Genomic DNA, 24,584 nt, shown 5'->3' on the forward strand with positions numbered 1-24,584 from the left:
CTGAAAACGCGCGTAATGGGCTAAGTTACGTGACGCGATAGGTTACGGTGTTTCGATCGATTCGTGCATAGGCGACCCGCGCACGCTCTGCGCCTTCTCCTTCGATCTGCCACTGATTGTTCGTCCATACGAGTGACATCTTGTCTCTTTTCCGCCACCAGCGGTTGACTTCGCCTGGGAGTGCAATCCAGAGGCAATCATCATTACGCATCTCGTCGAGGCAGGCGAGAAGCTGTTTATAGACGTCGAGGGTCTTCGGGGTTTGGATGTAGTCGGGGTGCACGATGAACGACGCCATACCGTTGCGCTTCCGGACGATGCTGAGTTGTTCCTGCCATAGGTCGAGATCGTATTGATGAAACACGTTGAAGAGCGTGTAGTCCTGGGTCATGGTGACGGGAAGCTCGACGACATTGCCTACAAAGTAGGGCATCACGGTACAGCAACCCCCGTGTTGAGGATCGAGATGTCCTACGTTGGGGACGGACATATCGTAGTCAAACTGAAACGCGTCGTACCACTCCTGATTGCGATAAAGGGCCCCTGATCGGAAGCCGGCGCTTTCGAAGAGGCGTGCGAAGTAGTTGATCTTTGCCGCATTGGCTTTGAAGGAGACGTAGTCATCAAAGAGATGACCGTTGTGCCGGAGGTCATGTACGTTGGCTTCGAAGCCACGTGACTTGATCGATTTGAGTATCTCCTTCGTAACGGTGTAGCGAGCAGCGGGAATAAGTTGGAAGGAGCTTTTGATGCCGTAGCCGTCGTTGACGTTCATCAGTTCGTCGATGAAGTCAAGGCCGAAAGCTGTCTCGACGTCATGGGTCATGACGGCGCAGCTGGATCGGGCATCGGGCCAAAACCAGATAAAGGGGATTTCTTCGCCAGAGTGTGCTTCGAGCGCATGGAGCATCATCCGTTCGAAGATGTGGTCCACACTGGCGTCTACCGGCCACTTTGGAAAGGGTATCTGCTGCCATCCATTGAGCCACAGACGCTGCAGGTGACGGCGGAATGCGACTGGAAAAGCCGGGCGGAGCAGGTAATAGAGTCGGCGAACAATTTGCTTTACGAGAGGGGGGCTCTGGCGGGTGACGTAGCGCTCGCGGCGGAGATTGGTGATGACCTCCTCAGGGTCAAAGGGGAGGCTGCAGTGGTCTTCGCCTACCTCGACGAGTTCGTCAGCATCGGCAAGTGCGACGCCCACATCGGCGTTTGCTTGATCGAAAGCGCCGTAGGCGATGGCATCGGGGCCAAAGCGAAAGAATCCCTTCGCGGCTGGATTTTCCGCCAGTCGCGTAAAACGGGCGCAGACGGGCGGGCAGCGGAAGTAGCGGAGGAATTCGTCATTCATGGCAGCTCTGGTCATCCCATATGCCTGTAGAGCAGATTGCCGATGCCCTCGAGGAAGGGATCGGGGAGCCGAGAAAAGACGGGGCCGATAAGAGAAGATAGAGCAGAGGATGACTTCGGCTCAGACGATGGCACGTTGCGGAAATAGATAAGATCGCTGACGGCAGCACCAAGGTGCTGCTTGAACCCTACCAGCCCTTCGTCGCCATAATCGGAGCGGCCGAGGTCGAACGCGGTGAGGCCATCCAGCTTTGCTTGTTGGATAACCTTCCAGAACAGTGAAGGCGTGCCGCCCAGGTTGCTGAAGGACACATCGGAGCAGCCGTACTTATAGACGATGGTTTGCTTGTGGGTGATGGTGAGAATGCTGGCTGCGGGCACTCCATCCTTGGACATCATATGGATTTTGAGGCGGTCGCCGAAGGCGTGCGCAAGATTACGGATCCATGAGACTGGAGGAGGCGGGAGCCGATGACGGCGGCGAGTCAGAAGAAAAAGGTGGCGAAAGCTATCCATGAGATCTTCGGTTGCGCCGGACTTGTACTCAAGTTTCTCCTTGTCCGCTCGCTTGATCTTCCTGCGGATGCAGCTGTCGTGCATGTTTTTGAGGAGCATGGGAAGCTCTGGTCGAAGATCGATCGTCTGGAAGTGAAACCGGTTGGCTTCAAAGATTCGTTTCGTTGCTGGAAACGAATCTTTGTGGAGAGGGCGTAATTCGAGATACTTCCAACCCACAGTGCGCGATTTTGAAAGCAGGTAGGAGAGTATTTCGGTGGTCTGATTGGAATCTGCGAGCGGCTGGCAGTGATCGGAGAAGGGAAGTGAGACGAGCCTTTTTCCGGTCAAGGGGCTACTGACCTCGCAGAAGACGATGGCGTCTTTGAGTTGGCGCGCATTCGATGTGGAGAAGGCAACAGGGCGATAGCCGTAGGTCTGCTTGAGGCTCAAAAGCCACTCGACGGTATGAAAGATCGAGGAGTCCGCGTGCCTTCCGACAAGCTCGAGCCATCGCGGGTCGGTCAACGGGTCGAATTCATAGACGGCCACGTGTGGGCTCCTTGGTTCGCCAGAGGCGTGTAGTAAGGTACGCGAGTATCATGCGGAGGCACCGGGAGCGGAGTCCTGGCGTGGCCAAAGCGCCTTGATTCTGCCGAGTTGCTCCTGTTGCAGGAAGTCGACGATCTCAGGAGAAACGAGACGTGGACTCCTGTCGAGATAACAGGCGAAAAAGCCGAGCATGCGGGCTGCTGCCCCCATGAAAAAGGGGCGCTCCGGGATTCTGCGAGCGCATTTGACGATCTCGAAGAGGGGATGGCTGCCGATGGAGAAGTCCATTCTGCCCTCGCGAAGACGCGGCTTGAGCAGCGAATCGGAGCCTCCAGTGAAACGGTGATGCATGACTCGAAGATGCGGGAAGGAGCGGACCTGCCAGCCGTTGCGGCGCGCACGAATCTCGGCATACCAGTCTTCGCCACCGAAGGGAAGGCCGACGTAACCGCCGATCTGTTCGTAGCATTCACGGCGCACAAGCTGTGCGGCGTGTGCGACGGAATCTACGCTGTTGGAGGGGCGAGCGCGAAACTGGCCCTGTTGGCGCTCATAGATCATGCCGCCTGCGATGCCGAGGGCGGGCTGGGCCCTGAAGCAACTCATTAGACGCTCGAAGTAGTTGGGACCTAAAGTGACGTCGGCATCGAGGTTTCCAATGAAGCTATGCGGATGGTGAACGATCTCCTTATACGCCGCAGTCAGGGCATTGACCTTGGCCATGGTGCCTCGTCCGGTGTTTTCGTTGAGACGGAGGAAACGCAGGAAAGAATGTTCGCGGCAGTAAGAGGCAACGACCTCGTCGGTCCCATCGGTGGAACGATCGCTGACGATCACCCATACCACGGGGAGAATGCTCTGTGCGAGCACAGACTCGATGGTCTGGCTGATAAGGCCAATCTCGTTATGGGCTGCCGTCATGAGGGCGTAGCGATCCATGGCTAGAGCACCAACGCGGGCTTGGGGTCGGCGCGGACAAGCGAATCGATGAGCTCGAGATACTCGTGCTTGCGCGAATCCCAGGTATTGTTGTCGGCATACTCCTTGGCTCGTTCTGCGAGGGCCCGGCGAAGAGGGGCATCGTTGTAGAGGCGAAGAATCTGATAGGCGAGGAGTGAAGGGTCGTCGTTTTCGTAGTACTGAATGATCGATGGGTCGTAGTAGAAGGCGTGAATCTTGGTGTGGGATGCGATCACGGGAACCCCGAGACTCATAAACTCGAGGATCTTGGTGCTGAGCGCCTCATTGCCAAAGGAGGAGGTTGCGCGCTTGGGCTCGATGGCGAGGTCGGTGTTCGCCATTACCTGCGCAATGCTCTTGCTGGGAAGATAGTTGTGGAAGAGGATCCTTTGCTGCATAGAGAGCTCTCTGGTAAGAGCGATGAGTGCAGGTTTGGCGGCGCCTTCGCCGTAGATGTGAAACTCGGCGTTGGGCATGCGGTCGGCTACGGCAGCGAAGGCGCGGATGGCGACATCAAGCCCCTGGTGTTCATTCAGAGAACCTGGATAGGTGAGTAGAAACTTGCCGTTGTCGGATTCAGGGCGCGGGGAGCACTTTTGGAAGATGGCGAGATCCGGGCGATTGCGAACGACACTGCACTTGTCGGCACGCGAGGAGCGCGCGGCATAGCGCTCGCGCCAGAGGTGGTTCGCGATGATGATGTGGTTGGCGAAGACCGCCGAACCGCGCTCAAGGCCGACGAGCAGCCTGAAGAGGGGTGAGGTATGCCCGATACCGAACTTGCTGGCGTATAACTCCGGCAACAGATCGTGAATATCGAGCACGATGCGTGCGCCGTTAAGTCTGGGATAGAGTGCTGAGAAGACCAGAAAGTCCGGCACATTGTGCACGTGCACGACGTCGTAGGGGTGGTCGTGCTCCTTCTTTGCCAGTAAGAGGGCGGACTTCCAGGCGAAGCGCAAAATCCGCGTAGCATAGTTGAAGATACCCTTCTCGTTGAGGACGCGGGACTGGATGCGATAGACGTTGACACCGCCCATCTGCTCGTAGACGGGGAGATCGGGGCCTCGCTGCAGGGCGATGACGTCGACGATGTCGCCGCGCTCCGCGAGTGAGGTCGCATACTGCAAGACACGCGTATCTGTCTCATAGAAGGAGTAGACCAGCATGCAGACATGCAGGCTCCGCCGATCGGAGCGTGGTGGGACTGTGGTATTCGCGAAGGCGTGATCGTTCAGCAGCACATTCGTTGACATCGTTTCCTCAAACAAATCGGCTGTGGTGTCCTTCGGGCTTCCCATTAGGGAACCCAATGCGTCAGCCGCTTTGATGTGGATGCAATTCTGCTTCCAACAGGGATTTCATCGCTTTATGTCAGAGATTTGTGAGGTGCCGTAGCGGGTGGGCCCTCATTAGCGGGGAAAGGTGTGCAGTGTTTTGCGGGCTTTTACGACAACACTGCGTAGCGAGATGACGAGGACATGGACATCACCAATACCTTGCATACTGTGACAATTTCATTCAGGGGATGTGTGTCTCCCAGACCCGCAGTCATGAAACTCATCCGGGTGATGAAGATCGATTCGCGGCGCAGTGGATGAGCAGATAAACGTGCAAATTACTGTTTTATCTGGGTTTATTAGGTTTTTCGAGATTGAGGGGGAGCGGCCTGTTGGTGTTGTGCCGTACTTAGGTACGTCACGTGCACAGAGAACACCCTAAACAGGAGTTTCGATGTCGACCATTCGGACTGCCCCCAAATCGCGATGTGCCGTTCGGCGGATAAATGTCTTTTGCCGCCTCTTTGCACTTTTGTTCGTTGCCGCATTCGGACTGGGGGCCTACGCCAAGGCGCAATGCGCCAATCCGGCGAACGCCATTGTGGCCGAGAACTGCCTGCCTGGCAGCCCTAGCTCGGAATGGGACACGAAGACCTTCGAAGGCGATTCGACGATTCAAGGCTTTGCTACGGATATGAGCGTGAATCGCGGAAGCACAATCTCGTTCAAGATCAAATCGACAGCGTCGGCATACCGGATCGATATCTACCGGATGGGGTACTACGGCGGCATGGGTGCGCGCAAGGTTGCGACGATCACTCCTTCCGTGAGCCTGCCGCAGAGCCAGCCGACCTGCATCACCGACGCCACGGTGGGGCTGATGGACTGCGGCAACTGGGCCGTCTCGGCTTCATGGGCGGTACCGGCGACGGCGACTTCGGGTATCTATTTTGCGCATCTGGTGCGTACGGACACCGGCGGCAGCAGCCATATTATATTCATCGTCCGCGACGATTCGAGCCACTCCGCGGTGTTATTTCAAACGGCAGATGAGACTTGGCAGGCCTATAACTATTACGGCGCCGGAAGTGTTTACAGCCAGGCATCTCCAATCTGGGACCTGAACGGCCGCTCATTTAAGGTGAGCTACAACCGGCCATTTCTGACGCGAAACTTCCAGCAGGAGTCCGACACTTTTGTCTTCGGCGCCGAGTTTGCGATGGTGCAGTGGCTTGAGCAGAACGGCTATGACATAACGTACTTTACCGGGGTGGATGCGGCGAGATACGGATCGCTCATGCTCAACCACAAGATATACATGGACACCGGGCATGACGAGTACTGGTCGGCGCAACACAGGGCAAACGTAGAGGCCGCTCGTGATGCGGGTGTGAACCTTGCGTTCTTCGGCGGCAACCAAGCCTTCTGGAAGACGCGGTGGGAGAATAGCATCGACGGATCGAACACGCAGTACCGCACTTTGGTCTGCTACAAGGAGACACTGGCGTTTGCCAAGATTGATCCGACCTCGACGTGGACAGGCACGTGGCGCGATCCGTTGCTGAGTCCTCCTTCTGACGGCGGCCGCCCGGAGAATAGCCTGCTCGGTACGCTGTTCATGGTGAACGGCACTAGTGCGGACAACGACGGCAGTATGAAGATCCAGGTGCCGGCCGAGGACGGCAAGATGCGCTTCTGGCGGAACACGGCTGCGGCGTCCCTGGCGGCGGGAACTACATACAACCTACCGACGGGAACACTTGGCTACGAGTGGGATTCGGACATCGATAATGGATCTCGTCCGGCCGGACTCTTCCACCTTTCAACGTCGACCCATAATTTGACCTCCGACCTGTTGCTGGACCAGGGGGCTACATACGGAGCCGGAACAGCGACGCATAACATGACGATGTATCGCGCCGCGAGTGGCGCCCTTGTCTTTAGCTCCGGATCAATCGACTGGTCCTGGGCCTTGAACAACAACCACGATAATCCGTTTTCGTTTGATCTGACCGATCCCGATCCTGCGGCCCAGCAGGCTACGGTCAACCTGTTCGCTGATATGGGAGTACAGCCTGCGACGTTGCAGCCCGGGTTAGTGCCTGCGACGGCTTCGACGGATACGGCGCCCCCGGCGAGTACGATCAGTTATCCAACAGCTGCGATGACCCTGAATACGGGTAGCTCGATTACGGTGACGGGAACGGCAACGGACGGTGGAGGCAGGGTTGGGGCCGTCGAGGTCTCGGGCGACGGCGGTACAACATGGCATCCTGCGAACGGCCGCTCCAACTGGTCGTATACATGGATCCCGTCGCAAGTGGGATCTGTAACTCTACTGTCGAGGGCTGTGGACGACAGCGGCAATTTAGAAACTCCTCATGGCATTACGCTGACGGTTTCGCCGCAGGTGTGCCCGTGCAATATCTGGCGCGCTGCTACGCCGCAGTCGGCGGATAGCGGCGATGGTAATGCAGTGGAACTGGGCCTGAAGTTCCGTGCAGATGCGGATGGTTCGATTCTTGGGGTGCGCTTCTATAAAGCTGCTGCGAATACGGGTGCGCACGTGGGGCATTTGTGGACCGAGTCCGGGGCGCTGCTTGGGACAGTTACCTTTAGTGGCGAGAGCAGCTCTGGCTGGCAGCAGGCGAACTTCTCAAGCCCGATCGCCGTAACCGCAAATACGACATATGTGGTGTCGTACTTTGCTCCGAACGGTCACTATTCGGTAGACGGGGAATACTTCATCCAGAGTGGAGTGGACAATCCTCCACTTCATGCATTGGCCGACGGAGTCGACGGCTCCAACGCGGTCTTTACATACGGTTCGAATGGCGGATTTCCCACGTCGACGTACCGCGGAGGCAACTATTGGGTTGATGTCGTGTTCACATCATCTAATACCTATAAGGTCACAGGGACGATCCAGGGCCCAGGCGGAGCCGGGGCGAACGTTGCTCTGAGCGGCCCGGTGATGCTGTCGACGACGGCAGATGCCTCCGGGAACTACAGCTTCGACGGCCTGGTCAACGGGACCTACACAATTACCCCCAGCAACAGCGGAGTAACGTTTACGCCTCAGAGCGCCCAGGTGACGGTGAATTATGCCTCGCTGTCGGGTGTGAACTTCTCTGCTGTAGTGACGAATCCGCAGACGATCTCAGGCACCATTACGGGAACCGCGGGAGCTGGGGCTACGGTAAACCTTACGGGGGCGGCAATAGCTACCACGGCGGTCGATGCTTCTGGCAACTATGCTTTTACCGGGCTCCTTAATGGAAGCTATACCGTGGCACCGCAGGCTCCGGCGGTCATCTTTACGCCCGCCTCGAAGTCGGTGGTACTGTCGGGAGCGGGCTCAAGTGGGGTGGATTTTAGTGCGCAAACCTGTAATTGCATCTCGATCTGGCCAAGTACAGCTACTCCGTCAGTGATTGACGCGAACGATGCCACACCTGTTGAGGTGGGCGTGAACTTCACGAGTTCACTGCCTGGAATGGTTTATGGCATCCGCTTCTACAAGGCGAGTACGAACACTGGCACGCATGTCGGTCATTTATGGTCAAGTTCAGGGACTTTATTGGCCACGGCGACGTTTACGAATGAAAGCACCTCCGGTTGGCAGCAGGTCACCTTCTCAACGCCGATCACAATCACGCCAAATGTGACCTATGTTGCATCCTACTTCGCACCTGCTGGACACTACTCGGCGGACTCGAACTACTTCGCGACGAACGGAGCGAGCGCACCGCCGCTGCAGGCGCCCGCAGGCACGTCGAGCGTGCCAAACGGGGTGTATCTCTATACCACCAGCGGAGGCTTTCCGGTACAGAGCTATGCGTCGACGAACTATTGGGTAGATGTGCTCTTCGCGAGTGATCAAGCCCACTCGATTAGCGGAACGCTATCCGGGCCGGGAAGTGCGGGAGCAGTGGTGAACATCTCCGGAAGTTTAGGAACAGCAACTGTGACCGCGGATGCATCGGGCTACTACAGCGCAGCCTCGCTTACACCTGGAACATATACGGTATCGGCGAGCAATGCCAATGCAGCCTTTACACCGGCCATGCAGAGCGTAACGATAGGATCCGGTGATGTGACGGGACTGAACTTCGTCGGGTCCAGCCTGTGTCCATGCAACAGTATCTGGCAGCCTACGGCGGTGCCCGGAACCGTTGATGCGGGCGACGGCAAAGGGGTGGAGACGGGGGTGCGGTTCACGGCTGACTACGACGGCTACATCCTCGGCGTCCGTTTCTACAAGGCTCCGGCGAACACTGGAACGCACACAGCAAATTTATGGACAGGAGATGGCTCGGCGGCTCTGCTGGCAACGAGTGCGCTCCCGGCAGAGACCGGATCAGGATGGCAGCAGGTGATGTTTACATCGCCGGTTCCAGTCACTGCCAATACGTCTTACGTGGCGTCTTACTATGCTCCTCAAGGACACTACTCGGTGACGGGAGCTCAGTTTGCGAACGCCGGAGTGGATGCTCCGCCACTCCATGCCTCCTTGGGCACGTCGGACCAGCCGAATGGAGTATTTGCCTACGGTTCTACAAGTTTGTATCCAGACAGTAGCTACAACGCCACCAACTACTGGGTGGATGTTGTCTATGCCAAAGCAACGAGTTTTTCGCTAGGCGGGGTACTGACGGGTTCTGGTGGTGCTGGCAGGACAGTGACAATAAGTGGTCCGGGAGGGATGCAGAGCGCAACAGCAGACAGTTCGGGGAACTATCGCTTCGACGGGCTGGCTCCCGGAACATATACCGTAACGCCCGTAGCAAGTGGCGTTGTCACATTCAGTCCAGCAAGCCAGAATGTGACGATCTCTGCAAACCATGTTCTCGGTGTAAATTTTGCCTCCGTGCAGCCGACATATGCGATCTCGGGCACGATTACAGGTGGCCCGGGCGATACGGTAAACCTGTCGGGCCCAGTAACAGCCACAACGACGGCGGACGCTTCGGGTAACTACAGCTTCACCGGCCTTTATAGCGGAACATACACCGTGACACCGGGTACAGGAGGCTTTGTCGTCAGCCCGTCGAGCCAGAGTGTAACGGTGAGCGGAGCAGATGTCGCAGCGGTGAACTTTACTGCGACAGGAGTGCAGTATTCGATCAGTGGTGTGATTGCAGGGGGAGCGGGATCCACCGTGACCCTGGAAGGTCCTACGACGCTGTCGACGACGGCGGATGCTTCAGGAAACTACAGCTTTGCCGGTCTTGCGAGTGGATCCTATCTTGTAACTCCTGCGAAGCAAGGTGCAGTCTTTACGCCTGCGAGCGCCAGCATAACGGTCTACAACGCCAGCGTGAGCGGAGCCGACTTTGCGGTGCCCCCGAACTGTCCGTGCAACACGATCTGGCAGCCATCATCGAAGCCGGCTAACGTGGATCCGAACGATACGCACGCCTCTGAGGTTGGTGTGACCTTCCGGGTTGACGCGGATGGCTACCTTGCCGGTATACGGTTCTATAAGGGACCTTTGAATACTGGCACGCACACTGGCAATCTTTGGTCCAGCACCGGAACGCTGTTGGCGACAGCAACTTTTGTCAACGAGAGCACGACGGGCTGGCAGCAAGTGCTGTTTGCTAACCCGGTACCGGTGAAGGCAAATACATCGTATGTTGCATCGTACTTTGCCCCCCAGGGCCACTACTCCGGCGATCCACAGTCGTTCGCTAATGGCGGCGTTGATGCGCCACCGCTCCATGCGCTGCAGGATGGGGTGAGCGGAGCGAATGGCCTCTATCTTTATACGACTGTGAGCGCGTTTCCGACATCGACGTTTGGATCGGCCAATTACTGGACTGACGTCGTCTATACTCCGACATCGACGTATACGGTGACAGGCAGTATCTCGGGTCCGGGTGGGCCCAATGCTTCGCTTGTCCTTGCCGGACCGACGACGGTGACGGCTACTGCAGATGCATCGGGTAATTTCAGCGTCGCGGGTCTGCCGAATGGAACGTACACCCTTACGCCAAGCGCGCCTGGTATGGTCATCAGTCCAGCGAGTCAGAGCGTAACGATCAATAACGGCCATGTCTTCGGTGTAACCTTCACGAGCCAGCAAACCTATACGGTGAGTGGCACACTAAGCGGCGCAGGTGGGGCAAATGCGACCGTTACGTTGACAGGGGCGTCCACGGCCAGCGTCACAGCGAACGCATCTGGCGCTTATACTGTTACAGGGCTGCTAAACGGTACCTACACTGTGACACCACTGAAGACGGGCTATGCCTTCAGCCCGCCCAATCAGTCAGTTACGGTCAACAATGCGAACATGACGGCCAACTTCGGCTCTACTGCACTGACGTATACGATTACTGGCACTATCAGTGGTGCGGGTGGACCGGGTGCGGCGGTAAGCTTGACCGGTACATCGACAGCGACGGTGGCAGCCAACTCGTCCGGCGTATATTCGTTTACCGTACCCAGCGGTTCCTACACGGTGACGCCGACGAAGACGGGCTATATCTTCACACCTGCCAGCCAGGTAGTGATGGTGAATGGCGCAGACAAGACAGCGAACTTTAGTTCGAAGCAGACGTACTCGATCTCTGGAACGATCAGCGGTGGGGGAAGGTCAGGAGCAACTGTGAAGCTGACCGGGGCGATAACCGCAACGGTCACATCGAACTCATCGGGTGTCTATACCTTCACAGGTTTACCAGCGGGAAGTTACACGGTGACGCCCACTAAATCGGGCCACCTGATGATTCCAACGAGTCGTTCGACGACAATCAGTACCTCGAATGTCACTGGACTAAACTTTCTCTCTCTCTAACTGAGCCAGATATGCTCTAGTGGTATCGAGGTAGTTGGATTTGATGTTAACGATTCGAGCAGCAGGGTTGGCAATTTTGTCAGCCCTTTTACCTCTGTCAGTGACTGGGCAGAGCAGGGGTCATGTCCATCAGCGTGCGAAGCCGTCCGGCAGTGTTGCGTCTCAGGTTTCTGCTGTACAGGACCGTCGCGGTGTCACTCGGGTGTATTACATCGCAGCGGATGAGGTGGATTGGGACTATACCCCGCAAGGCAGAAATCGGCTGGGATTACCTCATCCCGAAGCGGCAGAGGATGAGTCGAATGCGGGAAAAACACATAGGATCTATCACAAGGCGGTTTATCACGAGTACACCGATGCCACCTTCAAGACGCTCAAGCCCCGGCCGCCTCAATGGGAACACCTGGGAGTCCTGGGACCTTTGATCCGCGCTGAAGTCGGCGATTCGATCCGTGTCGTCTTCCGAAATAACACTCACCTTGCAGTCACGATGCATCCCCACAATGTTCGCTACGCCAAGGATGCAGAAGGAGCAATGTACAACGACGGCACCAGCGCGGCGGTGAAAGCGGATGACGCAGTCCGCCCTGGGGCGACCTATACCTATATCTGGAAGGTGCCGGAGCGTAGCGGACCCGGGCCGATGGACGGCAGTTCGATCATCTCGATGTATCATTCGCACTTTGTCGAATCGAGGGATATCAATACCGGCCTGATCGGTCCAATCATCATTACGAGGAAAGGGGAAGCGAGGCCTGACGGCTCGCCGAAAGACATAGACCGTGAGTTCATAGCCGACTTTGCTATCTTCGATGAGACAAATAGCTGGTTTGTGGAGCGAAATATTGGCAAGCAAATCCGAGGCGCACGCCTAAAGGTCTCCGATCCTGCGCTTCGTGAGCAGCACCTTCTTTATTCGATCAACGGCTATATCGAAGGCAACATGCCAATGTTGACGATGCACAAGGGAGAAAAAGTGCGTTGGTATCTCCTTTCGAACAGCAACGAAGAAGATATACATATGGCCCATTGGCACGCCAATACCGTGACATGGAATGGCATGCACATGGATACGATGTTCCTCGGTCCAATGGCAATGGCGACTGCAGACATGGTTCCCGACAGTGAGGGAATCTGGCTCTTTCATTGCCACGTTAACGACCATTATGAAGGCGGGATGGTCGCCCGCTATCAGGTACTACCTTGAACTGCACTTCCGCATGGTTTGAGCGTTAGGCGCTCAAACCATGCTGTTGAATCTTGTAGAGAAGACTCCTATAGCTGATATTGAGATTCATGGCTGCTTTGCGACGGTTCCAGCCAGAAGCTGAGAGAGCGTCCTGCAACATACGAATCTCCGTTTGGTTCTTGATCTCGCTGATCGCGTTTTTCATGCCGGCTGGCATCGTATCCTTTTTCTCGGTTTGCACTTCTCCCGCAACTAAAGGAGCCGTGGCCTTCTGAACTTGCGTTTTGTTTTGGAGATAGGCATAAGCAGCTTCCTGATCGCGAAGAATCAGGGTGCGAATCACGAAGTTGCGTAGTTCGCGAAGATTACCAGGCCAATGATATTGCATGGAGGCTTCGAAGATGCGATCTGAGAGGATGAGCGGTTGCGCGACACCTGCAGCTCCGCGCCGATTCAGTTCCTCAATCAGAAGAGGAATCTCTTCGCGGCGTTCACGAAGAGGTGGAACGACAAGTGTCAGGGTGTTCAACCGATAATAGAGATCCTCGCGGAAGCGCTTTTCGGCGATCGCGGCCTGCATATCAATGTTCGTAGCAGCCAGAATGCGGACATCGACCTGGGTGGAAGCGCGCCCACCCAGCCTGCAGAACGAACCGTCCTGAAGGACGTGGAGTAACTTGGCCTGCATCTGAGGGCTCATCTCGCCAATCTCGTCCAACAGGATGGTGCCTTTATTCGCGAGTTCGAACTTGCCGGGCTTGGACTTCATTGCACCCGTGAAGGCTCCGGCCTCATAACCGAACAGTTCGCTCTCGAGCAACTCCGTAGGGAGAGCAGCGCAATTCACATTAAGAAAACGGTTCTCGGAGCGCACGTGGTACTTGTGCAGCAGCATGGCAACGATCTCTTTGCCAACGCCGCTCTCGCCCAGGATCAACACGGGAATATCAATCGGTGCAAGTACACGAATGTCGCGATACAGCTGCATCATGGAAGGTGAGGCAGCGAGGAAGAAGCGATTGTTGCCCAACTCCTCCAGATGATAGTTGCGATCGGGAGGCGAAGCCGGAAACGGAGTATCTACAGACGCCTCTTGATGCAGGAGTTTCTCTAGATCGTGCATCGTGAGAGGTTTATTGAAAACGGTCGCAATCTTCCATTTTGCTGCAAAGTCCTGCCATGTCTTGTTCTCTCTATCGGCAAGAATGCAGAATTGACGGCTGGGTATCAAGTCCATCAGCGAGGAATCAAAAAACCTCTCACTTCCATGATCTTTTCCAGCGTCAAGTAGAACAAAATCTGCTCGCACTCCGCGGTTCAGCAGTTGAATTGCGTCGCGCGCAGACGGTACACAGATTGTTTGATAGCCCTGGGGAGAGAGTGAGCTATGAACCAAGTTACCAACTTCCATATCGTCACTGATTGCAAGAATACGTACAGCGTCCACCATGTGAGATAGACCTCGTGAGTATGAAAATGTGCCGCTACTCCGCATCAACGCTTGTTGATACGGAAGCGGGATTCTCAGGACACGAATCAAGGGCTGCCCGGAGAACCATGCAGATAATGAACCCATCGTTAGGAACGATTGAGCCGTAAAAAAAATGAGCCAAAAAAATGGGACCGAAAGACGCTTTAGGGCAGGTAACACTTCTCTAAGTTACTAATCTGGTTGAGGTAGGCTGCTTAGATGATGTTGTAATCTCCCCTGAAGTGGTGTGAATTTAAACGCATTCCGGGGAAGAGTCAAACAATTTTTTGTCCAACAAAATGCACATCGTTTGCATTGTTTTGCGCATTCTTGTAACTCTTGCAAGCCTGTAATTTACGATGAGATAGGAAATGAATTGCATTGCGAATTTTTCCCGGTATTTAGTAAAAAAGTGTAAGTTACCTCACATCTCTTAAGTAACTATTCAGTACCTTCTAGAATTTGGCACTTATCTTGCACGCTTGTACGGATGAATTTCGTTGGATGTGATACCTGGCGAAATAGTTCTGTGAATTTGTTAGTGAGGCTAATGGATACTTTGGGCTTTGCCACTTGCGACGTTGTTATTCTTGGAGCCGGTATTGTTGGCTTAGCGACCGGGCTTGACTTGATCAGCCGCTTTCCCAGGCTGTCCCTCGTTGTTCTTGATAAAGAGCAGAAGGTCGCTGCTCACCAGACGAGCCATAACAGCGGTGTCATCCATTCCGGTATTTACTATAAGCCTGGCAGTCTGAAGGCCAGTCTTTGTGTCAATGGCGCGGATGCGATGATTCGCTTTTGTACGGAGTATGCGATTCCCTATGAAATTTGCGGGAAGATCATCGTCGCAACGGCTCAGGATGAGATACCTCGGCTGGAAGAGTTGTACAAGCGCGGAACAGGAAATGGCCTTGACGGACTGAGATTCATTTCGTCCGAAGAGATACGGGAGCTGGAACCCTACTCTGCAGGTATTCGTGGCATTCATGTGCCAGCCACAGGAATCGTCGACTATGCTCGGGTGGCAGCCAAGTATGCGGAGCTGATTTCTACGCGAGGTGCTCGGGTTTTTCTCTCTCATGAAGTGATCGGGTTCAAGCGCTCCGACGGTCTAACAATCGTCAAAACCACAGATGGAGAGATTTCAGCAAAACTTGTTATCAATTGCGGCGGGTTGCAAAGTGACAGGATCAGTCAAATGGCTAACGCAAAGCTCAACCTGCAGATTGTTCCATTTCGTGGAGAGTACTACGACCTGGTCCCTTCAAAGGCTCATTATCTTAGAGGGCTGATCTACCCTGTCCCTGATCCGCGGTTTCCTTTTCTCGGGGTGCATTTCACTCGTCGGATCGGCGGGGGCATCGAGGCAGGACCAAATGCGGTGCTGGCGTTGAAACGTGAGGGCTATGCGAAGAGTGATTTCAGCCCGCGTGATATTGCGGAATATGGCATTTTCCCTGGATTTTGGAGAATGGCAGCGAAATACTGGAAAACTTCGGCGGGGGAGTATTATCGCTCATGGAACAAGGCTGCCTTTGTCCGAGCCTTACAACGATTGATGCCCGAGATCACGGCTGAAGACCTGCTGCCAGGAGGTTCAGGCGTTCGAGCCCAAGCTCTGGATGTTCACGGCAAACTGATCGATGACTTCCATTTCGAGTACACCGAAGGAATGATTCACGTTTGCAATGTCCCGTCTCCAGCAGCAACTGCATCGCTGGCGATTGGACGACATATCGTAGATATGCTGGTCAAACAGAATCGGTTCTAATAAAAAGATTTCGATCTCGGCCGGTGCTAGGCCGAGATCGAATAAAGAGCTTCAATAACGTAGTCCTGATCAGATTCCGTCATCTGGTGAAACAGGGGCAGGATGAGCGCTGTCTTCGCGATTAGGTTAGTCTGAGGCAAGGTCGCCTCCCAGCGCTCCTCGCGATACGGAATTTCGCGATGGGTCGCCATGATGGCTCTGCGAGTCGAGATATTCTTCTCAAGAAGTGTCTGCATGACGGCGTCCCTCTTCTCGGCTGCAGATCCGATGAGCTTAACCATGTATGACTGGTAGTTGTGTAGGCAGTTTGCAGGGACAAAAGGGGTTTCGAGCCATGAGAGCGCAAGGAGAGCCTGGTCGTACCGCGAAGCAAGATGGCGGCGGCGCTCAAGAAAACCTGGCAACCGGCCCAGTTGTACACTTCCGACTGCAGCCTGCATATCCGTCATGCGGAAGTTATAACCAACTTCGTCATAGGTTTCGGTTGTCACCTGTTTCGCATTGTGGCGAGCGACATCTGACAGGCTCATGGCGTGCTGACGCAGCTTGCGAAGGCGATTGGCTACTTCAGCATCATTCGTCGTAATCATGCCGCCTTCACCCGTAGTCAGAATCTTTCGGGGATGGAAGCTGAAACAGGCTACCGTACCGAGTGGTTTACCAATTCGTTGTCCCTCATACTCCGACCCGATTGCGCAGGCGGCATCTTCGATCACAGCGAGGCTATGCTTTGCAGCGATCTCCAGGATTGTGTTCATCTCCGCCGGAAGGCCGATCTGATGAACGACGAGGATCGCTTTGGTCTTTGGCGTGATCAGCTCTTCCAACTTGAGCGGATCGAGATTGAAAGTTACAGGGTCGATATCGCAGAAGATCGGTGTGGCGCCGACGTAGGTGATGGAATTGGCCGTCGCGATAAAAGAAAGGCTTGGACAGATAACCTCGTCGCCTGGGCTGATCTTGCATGCCATCATGGCCAGATGCAGAGCCGTCGTGCAGGAGGAGACCGCAACGGAATGATCGCAACCAATATAGTTAGAAAAATTCCTCTCGAAATCAGCAACGCGTGGTCCCTGCGTAATCCATCCGGAACGCAATGCTTCAACGACAGCATGTTCCTCTTCTGTGCCGATATAAGGTCGTGCCACCGGAATCATTGCCGGTATCTGTATAGACGTAGTGCTCATTTCGCGTTCCCTGCTGTTGTAGTGAGTTCCGATTTGATCTGGTTACGCCATTCAAGGAGCAATTTGAGACCCGTTTCGAGGTCGATTCCTGCCTTGAAGCCCAGCATTCGCTCAGCCTTGTCAGTAGTCGCCCGGCGGGCGCGGACATTGTTGACCTTGCGAGCTTCGTGGAACTCGGGCTTGAGATTGGATTCAGAGACCTTCAACAGGAGATGACAGAGCTGATTGAGCGAGGTCTCTACCCCTGTGCCAACGTTGAACGCCTCATCGGTCGCATCCGATAGCAGTCCTGCGATATTGGCGCGGGCAACGTCCTCCACATAGACAAAGTCCATGGATTGCTTCCCGTCGCCAAAGATCTTCGGCGGCTGTCCAGCTTCAATTGCATCCATCCAGCGAACCAGAACTTCGGTGTAGACGCCGTCGAGGTCCATGCGCGGCCCGTAGATGTTGAAGTAGCGAAACGCCACATACGGAAGTCTGAACATCTCGTAGTAGGACCGAAGCATCTGCTCATTGGCAATCTTGCCGGCGCCGTATAGTGTGCGGTTGTTGAAGGGATGGTTCTCATCCATGGGGAGATAAGAAGGGTCTCCGTAGACGGAAGCGGAGGATGCTGCGACGATCTTCTTGATTTTGTGACGCACGGCGCTCTCGAGAACATTCGACATGCCATCGATCAGGACCTGGACGGCTTCACGAGGTGCTTCAGCGCAACGGGTAATACGCAATGCCGCCATATGAAAGACGTAGTCGGAGCCCTCAGTGAGGCTATCGACCAGCTCCGCGTCGCGGATATCGCCTTCGACGAGCTTTACGCGTCCTGTCAGCAGGGCATTCTCCAGATTACGGACATTGCCTCGGATAAAGTTATCCAGGACGCGTACTTCAGAAGCTCCCTGCTCAAGGAGCTGGTCAATCGTGGTGCTCCCGATAAAGCCGGCTCCGCCGGTCATGAAAATCGTTTTGCCTTCAATAGGATTCATTCGAGCCCCTTGTATGGATAAGTCTTCGTGCAGTCGTACCGTGTTCAGCTTATCGGCGATACCGTATAACCTTCGCCGGAACTCCGGCGACTACAGCATATTCGGGCACGTCAGCGGTCACAACCGCGCCTGCCCCAACGATGGAGTTGGCTCCCACATGCACTCCAGGAAGAATCGTTGCGTTGGTTCCGATGTCGGCCCCATAGCCAATAACGACAGGCTTGATCATCAGCTCCGTCGCAATAATTGGAACGTCGACTGGGTCGCCGGTGTGGCTGGAGCCCAACACTTTTGCCCCGGGACCCCACCCGACGTAGTCCTCAATCACAAGATGACGTGCGTCGAAGTAGGCATGCGGACCGATCCATACGTGGTTGCCGATATGGCACGTACCATCGAAGCGCCCCTGGATCATGGTCTGCGCTCCAAGAAAAACCTTGTCGCCAAGCTCCATCGTCTCCGGATGCTTGAAGACGACTCCAGGACCACTCTGCAAGGCGTGACCCGCTGATTTGCACATCGCCCGGATCAGGATCCTGCGCATGCTAGCCTCGAAGGGAGCTTCGTCATTCCTATACTTCGCGAAGATGGCAAGAAGCTCGGCGGGCGTATGTGTTTGCTTCAGATGCGCCGCAAATTCCCACTCCCAGGGCGGATCCTCCACCATCACGGCGCTGCCAAAAACCGCGGGTACCGTCCGTACTTCGGAGGACGTCATAGATTCGTGCTCAACCGACATAGCATCCCTCTTTGAGCTCCGAGATGACATGAGCGATGGCTTCGGGTTTGATTCCGGGGTACATTGGAAGTGAGAGGATGCGGTCCTTCAATGTCTCTGTGACAGGGAAGTCTCCTTGCTTGTAACCAAGCGATTGGTAAGCCTGCTGAAGATGCAGAGGTGTGGGGTAGTGGAGACCGGTTTCGATGTTGGCTTCGGCCAATTGTTCGCGAAGCTGATCCCGCCTTGCTGACTGTACAACATAGAGATGGTAGACGTGCCGGTTGTGCGGCATCTCCGTCGGAATCTCCATATCAGTGCCAACAAGTGCAGCGTCGTAAGCGGCGGCAGCCTCGCGGCGCTGATCGTTCCACTGATCGAGATATTTTAACTTTACGGAAAGAAATCCACCCTGCAGACCTTCCATGCGCATGTTCAGGCCAGGGAAGATATGTTCGTACCGCTTTGACGATCCGTGATCGCGCCATAGGCGAATGCGGTTTGCCAATTCGGCATCATTGGTCGTTACGGCCCCACCCTCGCCGCAGGCGCCGAGGTTCTTGCCAGGGTAAAAGCTGAAGCAACCTGCGATACCGAACGATCCAGCCTTTCGCCCCTTATATTCCGCACCGTGAGCCTGGCAGGCATCCTCGACAACAGGAATGCCATGCCGACTTGCAATCTCCAGAATCGGATCCATATCGGCGATCTGACCGTAGAGATCCACAGGAATGATTGCACGAGTCTTGCTGGTGATGGCTGTTTCGAGAAGCGCGGGGTCCATCGTGAAGCTCACAGGGTCAATATCTACAAAGACCGGCGTTGCGCCAACCGCCGAGATGGCTTCCGCTGTTGCAATAAAGGTATGAGGTACGGTGATGACCTCGTCTCCGGCACCTATCTCGAGACCAGCCAGAGCAAGGTGTAGCGCTGCAGTTCCTGTATTAACGGCGACACAATATTCGGTGCCGACGTATGCGGCGAATTCCTGTTCGAACCGTTGTACTTCAGCGCCCAAGACGAAAGATGATTTATCCAGGACACGGTCGAAGACCTCCTGCAACTCATCCTTAATCTCCATGTGCATCGATCGCAGATCAACAAAGGGAATCTTCATGCTTCCTCCACCAACCTTAGAAATCGAGCAGGATTGCCGGCAACGACAGTGTTGGGCAGGACATCACGGGTGACCACGCTGCCAGCACCTACGATGGCCGACTCGCCAATGGTTACTCCGCAAAGAATGGTGCAGCTTGTCCCGATCGAAGCGCCACGCTTGACCACGGTCGGAACGACCTTCCAGTCCGCTTCTGTTTGCAGATTTCCATTGGTATTGGTGGAGCGAGGATGTTTATCGTTGATAAACGACACGTTGTGTCCGATAAAGACATCATCCTCAATCCTGACACCTTCGCAGATAAAGGTATGGCTTGAGACTTTCACGTTCCTGCCGATCTCTGCGTTCTTCTGGATCTCAACGAAGGTGCCGATCTTGCTGTTGTCGCCAATGGTGCAGCCGTAGAGATTGACGAAGGCGAAGATGCGCACCTCCTTGCCGATCTTTACATCTGGCGCAATGCGGCTAAACTCAGCCGTAATCACCGGCGCTGCCTCTTCGGCTGAATCTATCGTGGTTTGCGGACTCATCAAGCAGCCCCCTGGGCACGTTCGTTCGAAGTTAGGTTGATCAGCTTGCCCCGCTGCCTCATGGAAAGAGAAGCACTCTCAAGGATACGAACGACTCGCAGTCCACACTCGCCGCCGGTGATTGGCTCGGCTCCGGTTTTCACGCAATCAACAAAGTGTTGAATCTCAACCTTGAGGGCCTCGGACATATCCAACTGCGGTGCAAACATATCGCCTGAACGATAGCCAACCAGGGCTTTGTAGACGGAATCGGGAGTCGAGTTGACTGTGATTCCCTTGTCGTAGACCTTGACCTTCTCGCTCGGTTCCATATCGTCATAAACGATCATCTGCTTACTGCCACCGAGCAGGGTACGCCGGACTTTTACCGGGGAAAGCCAATTTACATTGACGTGAGCGATGATGTTCTCTTCGAAGAACATCGTGATATAAGCCAGGTTCTCCGTGCCGCCAAACACGTGGTTGATGCCGGTTGCCGCGACGGCGCACGGTGTCGAGGGCAAAATGTAGTCCATAATTGCAAGGTCGTGAACTGCAAGGTCCCAGATGACATCGACATCTCGCTGGAAAAGACCGAGGTTGATCCTTGTAGAGTCGTAGTACAGCATGTCGCCCAGCTTGCCGGAATCGGTGATCTCTTTGATCTTGCGAACAGCACCGGTATAGACGAAGGTATGGTCCACCATCAGCACCAGGTTGCGTCGCGTCGCTTCTTCGATCAGGTGTAGAGCCTGTTCTGAAGTCGTGGTCATTGGCTTTTCGACCATCACATGCTTGCCGTGCTGCAGGGCTTGCAGCGCCAGATCGTAGTGCGTAAAAACCGGTGTGGCGATGGCAATTGCATCGATCTTCGGATTTTTCAGCATTTCTCTGAAGTCAGAATAGAGCTCAACGGAAGGGAAACGGCTCTTTACCAGTTTCAGACGGTCAGCATTCATATCGCTGACGGCGATGACCTGTGTTTCAGAAACTTCGAAAAGGTTGCGGACCAGATTTGGTCCCCAGTATCCATAACCAACTACGCCAAAATTAACCACGCAGATTCTCCTGAACCGCAGAAACTTGACCGAAGCGTTGCACTGTTATGCAAATTAGTTACAAAAACTCGCGCAAAAATAACACTCTGTATGCCACTTGCATGTCTCACGCTTTCAGCACCTTGTATGAATGCATGTAAGCTTCCAAACTTTTGGGGAAAATAAGAGACCTGATCCTGGGGATCAGGTCTCTTAGGTACTCGAACGTGGCAAGCCACCTTCTTTGATCTTGTACAAAAGCGTGCGGTAGCTGATATCAAGTGATCGCGCGGTCTTGCGGCGGTTCCAATTGTTAGCCTTCAGGACCCCCAAAATGATCTTGTTCTCAAGATGCTGTATGGCCTGCTTGGTCTGGACGCGCAGGGGGGTCGTCAGATCCACTTCTTCTTCCGGAACAGGAGTTCGTGGTTCCAGGGGCTGCATCATGGACAGCACATGCTCTTCACTGTTGAGCACGACGTAGCGTTTGGCCATGTTTTCCAGTTCGCGCGTATTGCCAGGCCAGTGATAGGTTTCGAAGGCTCGAATAAGCCTTGCGCTGAGAGGTACGGGGTACCTGTTGAACTTGTTGCTGTAGACATTGATAAAGTGCTGCATCAAATACCGCACGTCTTCCATGCACTCCCGTAGAGGCGGCATGTGAATGCGTAATACATTGATGCGATAGTACAGATCGACCCGGAAGGCGCCCGCTGCCATGGCAGCCTCCAGATCGCTGTTTGTCGCACAGACGAGACGAAAATGTTCGTTCGGATCGCCCAGGCCGCTGAAACCGGGAAGGTTCGATTCTTGCATCTTGTGCAGGAGCTTGCCTTGAAGGGTGAGGTCAAGTTCATCGATCTCATCGAGGAAGATGGTTCCCCCGTTCGTGGTGTTGTCAGATAATTCCGCCGGGGCAAACAGCAAATCGTCAATCCGCCGATGTGCCTCGGCGTCGAATTCCCGATCAAAGAACTGACCGGACATCGACGCGCAACTTAGCTTGAGGAATCGGTGTGCAGAGCGGTCGCTAATATCATGCAAGAGTTTGGCTACCAGACTTTTTCCAGTACCGCACTCGCCCGTGATCAGAACAGGTGCCTCGGTCTGAGCGATCTTCAATAATTGATCGCAAATTCGCCGAATTGCCGGGGAGTTCCCAATGAGAACACCCTCGATCTGACAGTCTTGAAAATCAGGCATCTAGTCCCTCAGCACCTGGAATATCGCACGTTGATTGCCAAACCGCTCCGGCGAGGGGTGGCTCGTCCACCTTCTGTGTCGTATCCACATCCCGCAGACTCGCCGGCTGGGATTGCCCGTATCCGACGCGTCCACCCTCACTTAGACCTGTGCCACACTCGTTGTTGACAGGCAACGAAGGCAACGCCGATACTGTCCGTTCGTAGTTCAAACAATACTTTGCACGTGAACCGGTTCCTGGTCTTTAACAGGCATGACACCCGAAGGATAAGGAAGAATGATGGCTGAACGATCGAGAAGAAGATTTCTGCAGAGCGCCCTATCGATGGCTTCTGTATCGGCTTGTCACAGAATGGCATTTGCCTTCGCGCCTGCACATCCCTTTAAAGTCGGCGTAATTACAGATGAGATCACGCAGGACTTCGACCATGCATGCTCCGTTGCTTCCAAAGAATTTGGAATGCGCTGGGTAGAGTTGCGCGCGATGTGGAAGAAGAGTCTGCTGGCTCTTTCCGACAGTGAACTGGCTGAAGTCGAAAAGATCCTTGCAAAATACTCATTGCAGGTGACTGATATTGCTAGTCCACTCTACAAGGCGTACTGGCCTGGGGCGCCCAGATCCTCCGAAGGACCGAAGAAGGCTGAGTCGGGAGACGTCTTAAAGCAGCAGAGAGATGTTCTTGAGAAGAGCATCGCTCTTGCAAAACGATTCAAAACCAATAAAGTGAGATGCTTCGACTTCTGGCGGATCGATGATGTTTCCCCATATCGTCAGGCGATCGATCACGAACTCATGGGAGCAGCCGACTATTCCGGTCGCCAGGGAATCCTGCTGGTTGTAGAAAACGAGCCAGCATGCAATACCGCGACGGGCAGAGAAGCTGCCAGACTGCTGAACGCAGTCAAGTCGCCACATCTCGCCCTGAACTGGGATCCTGGAAATGCAGTCATGCGAGGTGAACTCGATGCCTACCCGGTAGCGTGGAATCTTCTTCCCAAAGACCGTATCCACCACTGTCACGTGAAAAACGCTGTCAAAGGACCGAACGACAAGATGGTTTGGTCGCCGACCGGCAAAGGCTATATCGACTGGACAGGCCAGTTCCGCGATCTCGCAAAGGCTGGCTACCGCGATGCCGTCAGTCTGGAGACACATTGGCATGGAGGAGCGAACCCGGAGGAGTCCACTCGAATTAGTTGGGCTGGGATGAAGAAGGCTCTCATCGATTCGGGAACCTTCTAGCTTCTGTCTTCCATCTCGCGGCAGGCCGTTCCATGCGTGCGATTGCTAAACTTTTCTATAGCTACACCAGGAACCACCTTCCGATAGGCTTAATATCGGAAAGTGGTTCAGCATTCTTTATTGGTGCTGAGCCTGGAGGTGCAGGATGGCTACAACAGAGCGTGCAGTTTTGGCTGGCGGATGTTTTTGGGGGATGCAGGAGTTATTGCGCGATCGTCCTGGGGTGATTACAACGCGCGTCGGCTATACCGGAGGCGACGTCCCTAACGCCACCTATCGCAATCACGGTTCTCATGCCGAAGCCATAGAGATTCTCTTCGATCCCGCGGTTCTCAGCTATCGCCAGTTGCTGGAATTCTTCTTTCAGATTCACGATCCGACGACCCGCAATCGTCAGGGCAACGATCTCGGGGCCAGCTATCGCAGCGCGATCTTCTATACCACTCCCGAACAGAAGGTGACCGCAGAAGAGACCATTGCTGATGTGAACGCCTCTGGAATATGGCCGGGGCCCGTCGTGACAGAGGTCGTACCAGCAGGTCCGTTCTGGGAGGCCGAGCCCGAGCATCAGGATTACCTCCAGCGCATCCCGAATGGCTATACCTGCCACTTTATCCGGCCGAACTGGAGACTTCCGCAACGGAGCAGGCAGCCTGAGCCCTCCGGCGCCAGGTGATCGCATCTGCGACCGCATTTATCTTTGCGGTGACGAGA

17 protein-coding genes are annotated in these 24,584 nt (G+C 54.8%); 5 read left to right on the plus strand and 12 right to left on the minus strand.

Annotated features, from left to right (window positions below; all coding sequences use genetic code 11):
- Window positions 1-25: 25 nt before the first annotated feature.
- Genes GWR55_RS02320 through GWR55_RS02335 form a run of 4 tightly spaced genes read right to left on the minus strand, consistent with a single transcriptional unit; the run spans window position 26 to window position 4,613 of the window.
- A complete protein-coding gene (locus GWR55_RS02320) occupies window positions 26-1,351 on the minus strand; it encodes a hypothetical protein (RefSeq protein WP_162400817.1) in 1,326 nt (441 codons plus the stop codon).
- A gap of 11 nt (window positions 1,352-1,362) precedes the next feature.
- Window positions 1,363-2,397, minus strand: coding sequence for a GNAT family N-acetyltransferase (locus tag GWR55_RS02325; protein WP_162400818.1), 1,035 nt, complete (start codon window positions 2,395-2,397; stop codon window positions 1,363-1,365).
- Window positions 2,398-2,445: 48 nt separating this feature from the next.
- On the minus strand, window positions 2,446-3,336 hold the full coding sequence (locus GWR55_RS02330; protein WP_162400819.1) for a glycosyltransferase family 2 protein: 891 nt from the start codon (window positions 3,334-3,336) through the stop codon (window positions 2,446-2,448).
- A 2-nt stretch (window positions 3,337-3,338) separates the two neighbouring features.
- Window positions 3,339-4,613: a glycosyltransferase family 4 protein gene (locus GWR55_RS02335; RefSeq protein ID WP_162400820.1), complete on the minus strand. Its 1,275-nt coding sequence runs from the start codon at window positions 4,611-4,613 to the stop codon at window positions 3,339-3,341.
- Window positions 4,614-5,091: 478 nt separating this feature from the next.
- Here GWR55_RS02335 and GWR55_RS02340 point away from each other — a divergent pair, with 478 nt between their 5' ends.
- A complete protein-coding gene (locus tag GWR55_RS02340; RefSeq protein ID WP_162400821.1) occupies window positions 5,092-11,439 on the plus strand; it encodes a DUF4082 domain-containing protein in 6,348 nt (2,115 codons plus the stop codon).
- A 202-nt stretch (window positions 11,440-11,641) separates the two neighbouring features.
- Complete coding sequence (locus GWR55_RS02345; protein WP_238398590.1) at window positions 11,642-12,646, plus strand: multicopper oxidase domain-containing protein; 1,005 nt, start codon at window positions 11,642-11,644, stop codon at window positions 12,644-12,646.
- Between the two features lie 25 nt (window positions 12,647-12,671).
- Here GWR55_RS02345 and GWR55_RS02350 read toward each other — a convergent pair whose 3' ends face one another.
- Entirely contained in the window at window positions 12,672-14,279 is a 1,608-nt protein-coding gene (locus tag GWR55_RS02350; protein ID WP_162400823.1) for a sigma-54 dependent transcriptional regulator, read from the minus strand.
- Window positions 14,280-14,589: 310 nt separating this feature from the next.
- Between GWR55_RS02350 and lhgO the strand changes: the two genes are divergently transcribed.
- A complete protein-coding gene (gene lhgO / locus GWR55_RS02355) occupies window positions 14,590-15,870 on the plus strand; it encodes an L-2-hydroxyglutarate oxidase (protein ID WP_238398591.1) in 1,281 nt (426 codons plus the stop codon).
- Window positions 15,871-15,896: 26 nt separating this feature from the next.
- Here lhgO and GWR55_RS02360 read toward each other — a convergent pair whose 3' ends face one another.
- The 7 genes from GWR55_RS02360 to GWR55_RS02390 form a co-directional block, all read right to left on the minus strand.
- Entirely contained in the window at window positions 15,897-17,057 is a 1,161-nt protein-coding gene (locus GWR55_RS02360) for a DegT/DnrJ/EryC1/StrS aminotransferase family protein (RefSeq protein WP_162400824.1), read from the minus strand.
- A complete protein-coding gene (locus GWR55_RS02365) occupies window positions 17,054-18,043 on the minus strand; it encodes an NAD-dependent epimerase/dehydratase family protein (RefSeq protein WP_202925569.1) in 990 nt (329 codons plus the stop codon). The genes GWR55_RS02360 and GWR55_RS02365 overlap by 4 nt, the downstream gene beginning before the upstream one ends.
- Before the next feature lie 49 nt (window positions 18,044-18,092).
- Window positions 18,093-18,782, minus strand: coding sequence for a DapH/DapD/GlmU-related protein (locus GWR55_RS02370; RefSeq protein ID WP_162400825.1), 690 nt, complete (start codon window positions 18,780-18,782; stop codon window positions 18,093-18,095).
- The gene (locus GWR55_RS02375) at window positions 18,772-19,878 is read right to left on the minus strand and encodes a DegT/DnrJ/EryC1/StrS aminotransferase family protein (RefSeq protein WP_162400826.1); all 1,107 of its coding nucleotides are present in this window, start codon (window positions 19,876-19,878) and stop codon (window positions 18,772-18,774) included. Before GWR55_RS02375 ends, GWR55_RS02370 begins: the two co-directional genes overlap by 11 nt.
- Window positions 19,875-20,408 (minus strand): acyltransferase, encoded by a 534-nt coding sequence (locus GWR55_RS02380; protein WP_162400827.1) that lies wholly within the window; start codon window positions 20,406-20,408, stop codon window positions 19,875-19,877. The genes GWR55_RS02375 and GWR55_RS02380 overlap by 4 nt, the downstream gene beginning before the upstream one ends.
- Window positions 20,408-21,445: a Gfo/Idh/MocA family protein gene (locus tag GWR55_RS02385; protein WP_162400828.1), complete on the minus strand. Its 1,038-nt coding sequence runs from the start codon at window positions 21,443-21,445 to the stop codon at window positions 20,408-20,410. The genes GWR55_RS02380 and GWR55_RS02385 overlap by 1 nt, the downstream gene beginning before the upstream one ends.
- A gap of 192 nt (window positions 21,446-21,637) precedes the next feature.
- On the minus strand, window positions 21,638-22,627 hold the full coding sequence (locus GWR55_RS02390) for a sigma 54-interacting transcriptional regulator (protein WP_162400829.1): 990 nt from the start codon (window positions 22,625-22,627) through the stop codon (window positions 21,638-21,640).
- Window positions 22,628-22,979: 352 nt separating this feature from the next.
- Here GWR55_RS02390 and GWR55_RS02395 point away from each other — a divergent pair, with 352 nt between their 5' ends.
- Both GWR55_RS02395 and msrA read left to right on the plus strand, forming a co-directional pair.
- Window positions 22,980-23,870: a sugar phosphate isomerase/epimerase gene (locus GWR55_RS02395; protein WP_238398592.1), complete on the plus strand. Its 891-nt coding sequence runs from the start codon at window positions 22,980-22,982 to the stop codon at window positions 23,868-23,870.
- 145 nt (window positions 23,871-24,015) lie between these two features.
- Window positions 24,016-24,546: a peptide-methionine (S)-S-oxide reductase MsrA gene (gene msrA, locus GWR55_RS02400; RefSeq protein WP_162400831.1), complete on the plus strand. Its 531-nt coding sequence runs from the start codon at window positions 24,016-24,018 to the stop codon at window positions 24,544-24,546.
- Window positions 24,547-24,584: the final 38 nt, after the last annotated feature.

The organism is Edaphobacter sp. 12200R-103, from assembly GCF_010093025.1.
Classification (GTDB): domain Bacteria; phylum Acidobacteriota; class Terriglobia; order Terriglobales; family Acidobacteriaceae; genus Edaphobacter.

What these genes read in the sequence shown, in the direction of transcription:
- GWR55_RS02360 (WP_162400824.1), bottom strand. Translation starts at nt 17,057, where the DNA reads ATGAGCACTACGTCTATACAGATACCGGCAATGATTCCGGTGGCACGA.
- GWR55_RS02380 (WP_162400827.1), bottom strand. Translation starts at nt 20,408, where the DNA reads ATGAGTCCGCAAACCACGATAGATTCAGCCGAAGAGGCAGCGCCGGTG.
- GWR55_RS02370 (WP_162400825.1), bottom strand. Translation starts at nt 18,782, where the DNA reads ATGTCGGTTGAGCACGAATCTATGACGTCCTCCGAAGTACGGACGGTA.
- GWR55_RS02340 (WP_162400821.1), top strand. Translation starts at nt 5,092, where the DNA reads ATGTCGACCATTCGGACTGCCCCCAAATCGCGATGTGCCGTTCGGCGG.
- GWR55_RS02320 (WP_162400817.1), bottom strand. Translation starts at nt 1,351, where the DNA reads ATGAATGACGAATTCCTCCGCTACTTCCGCTGCCCGCCCGTCTGCGCC.
- msrA (WP_162400831.1), top strand. Translation starts at nt 24,016, where the DNA reads ATGGCTACAACAGAGCGTGCAGTTTTGGCTGGCGGATGTTTTTGGGGG.
- GWR55_RS02375 (WP_162400826.1), bottom strand. Translation starts at nt 19,878, where the DNA reads ATGAAGATTCCCTTTGTTGATCTGCGATCGATGCACATGGAGATTAAG.
- GWR55_RS02365 (WP_202925569.1), bottom strand. Translation starts at nt 18,043, where the DNA reads ATGAATCCTATTGAAGGCAAAACGATTTTCATGACCGGCGGAGCCGGC.
- GWR55_RS02390 (WP_162400829.1), bottom strand. Translation starts at nt 22,627, where the DNA reads ATGCCTGATTTTCAAGACTGTCAGATCGAGGGTGTTCTCATTGGGAAC.
- GWR55_RS02330 (WP_162400819.1), bottom strand. Translation starts at nt 3,336, where the DNA reads ATGGATCGCTACGCCCTCATGACGGCAGCCCATAACGAGATTGGCCTT.
- lhgO (WP_238398591.1), top strand. Translation starts at nt 14,590, where the DNA reads ATGAATTTCGTTGGATGTGATACCTGGCGAAATAGTTCTGTGAATTTG.
- GWR55_RS02335 (WP_162400820.1), bottom strand. Translation starts at nt 4,613, where the DNA reads ATGTCAACGAATGTGCTGCTGAACGATCACGCCTTCGCGAATACCACA.
- GWR55_RS02395 (WP_238398592.1), top strand. Translation starts at nt 22,980, where the DNA reads ATGGCATTTGCCTTCGCGCCTGCACATCCCTTTAAAGTCGGCGTAATT.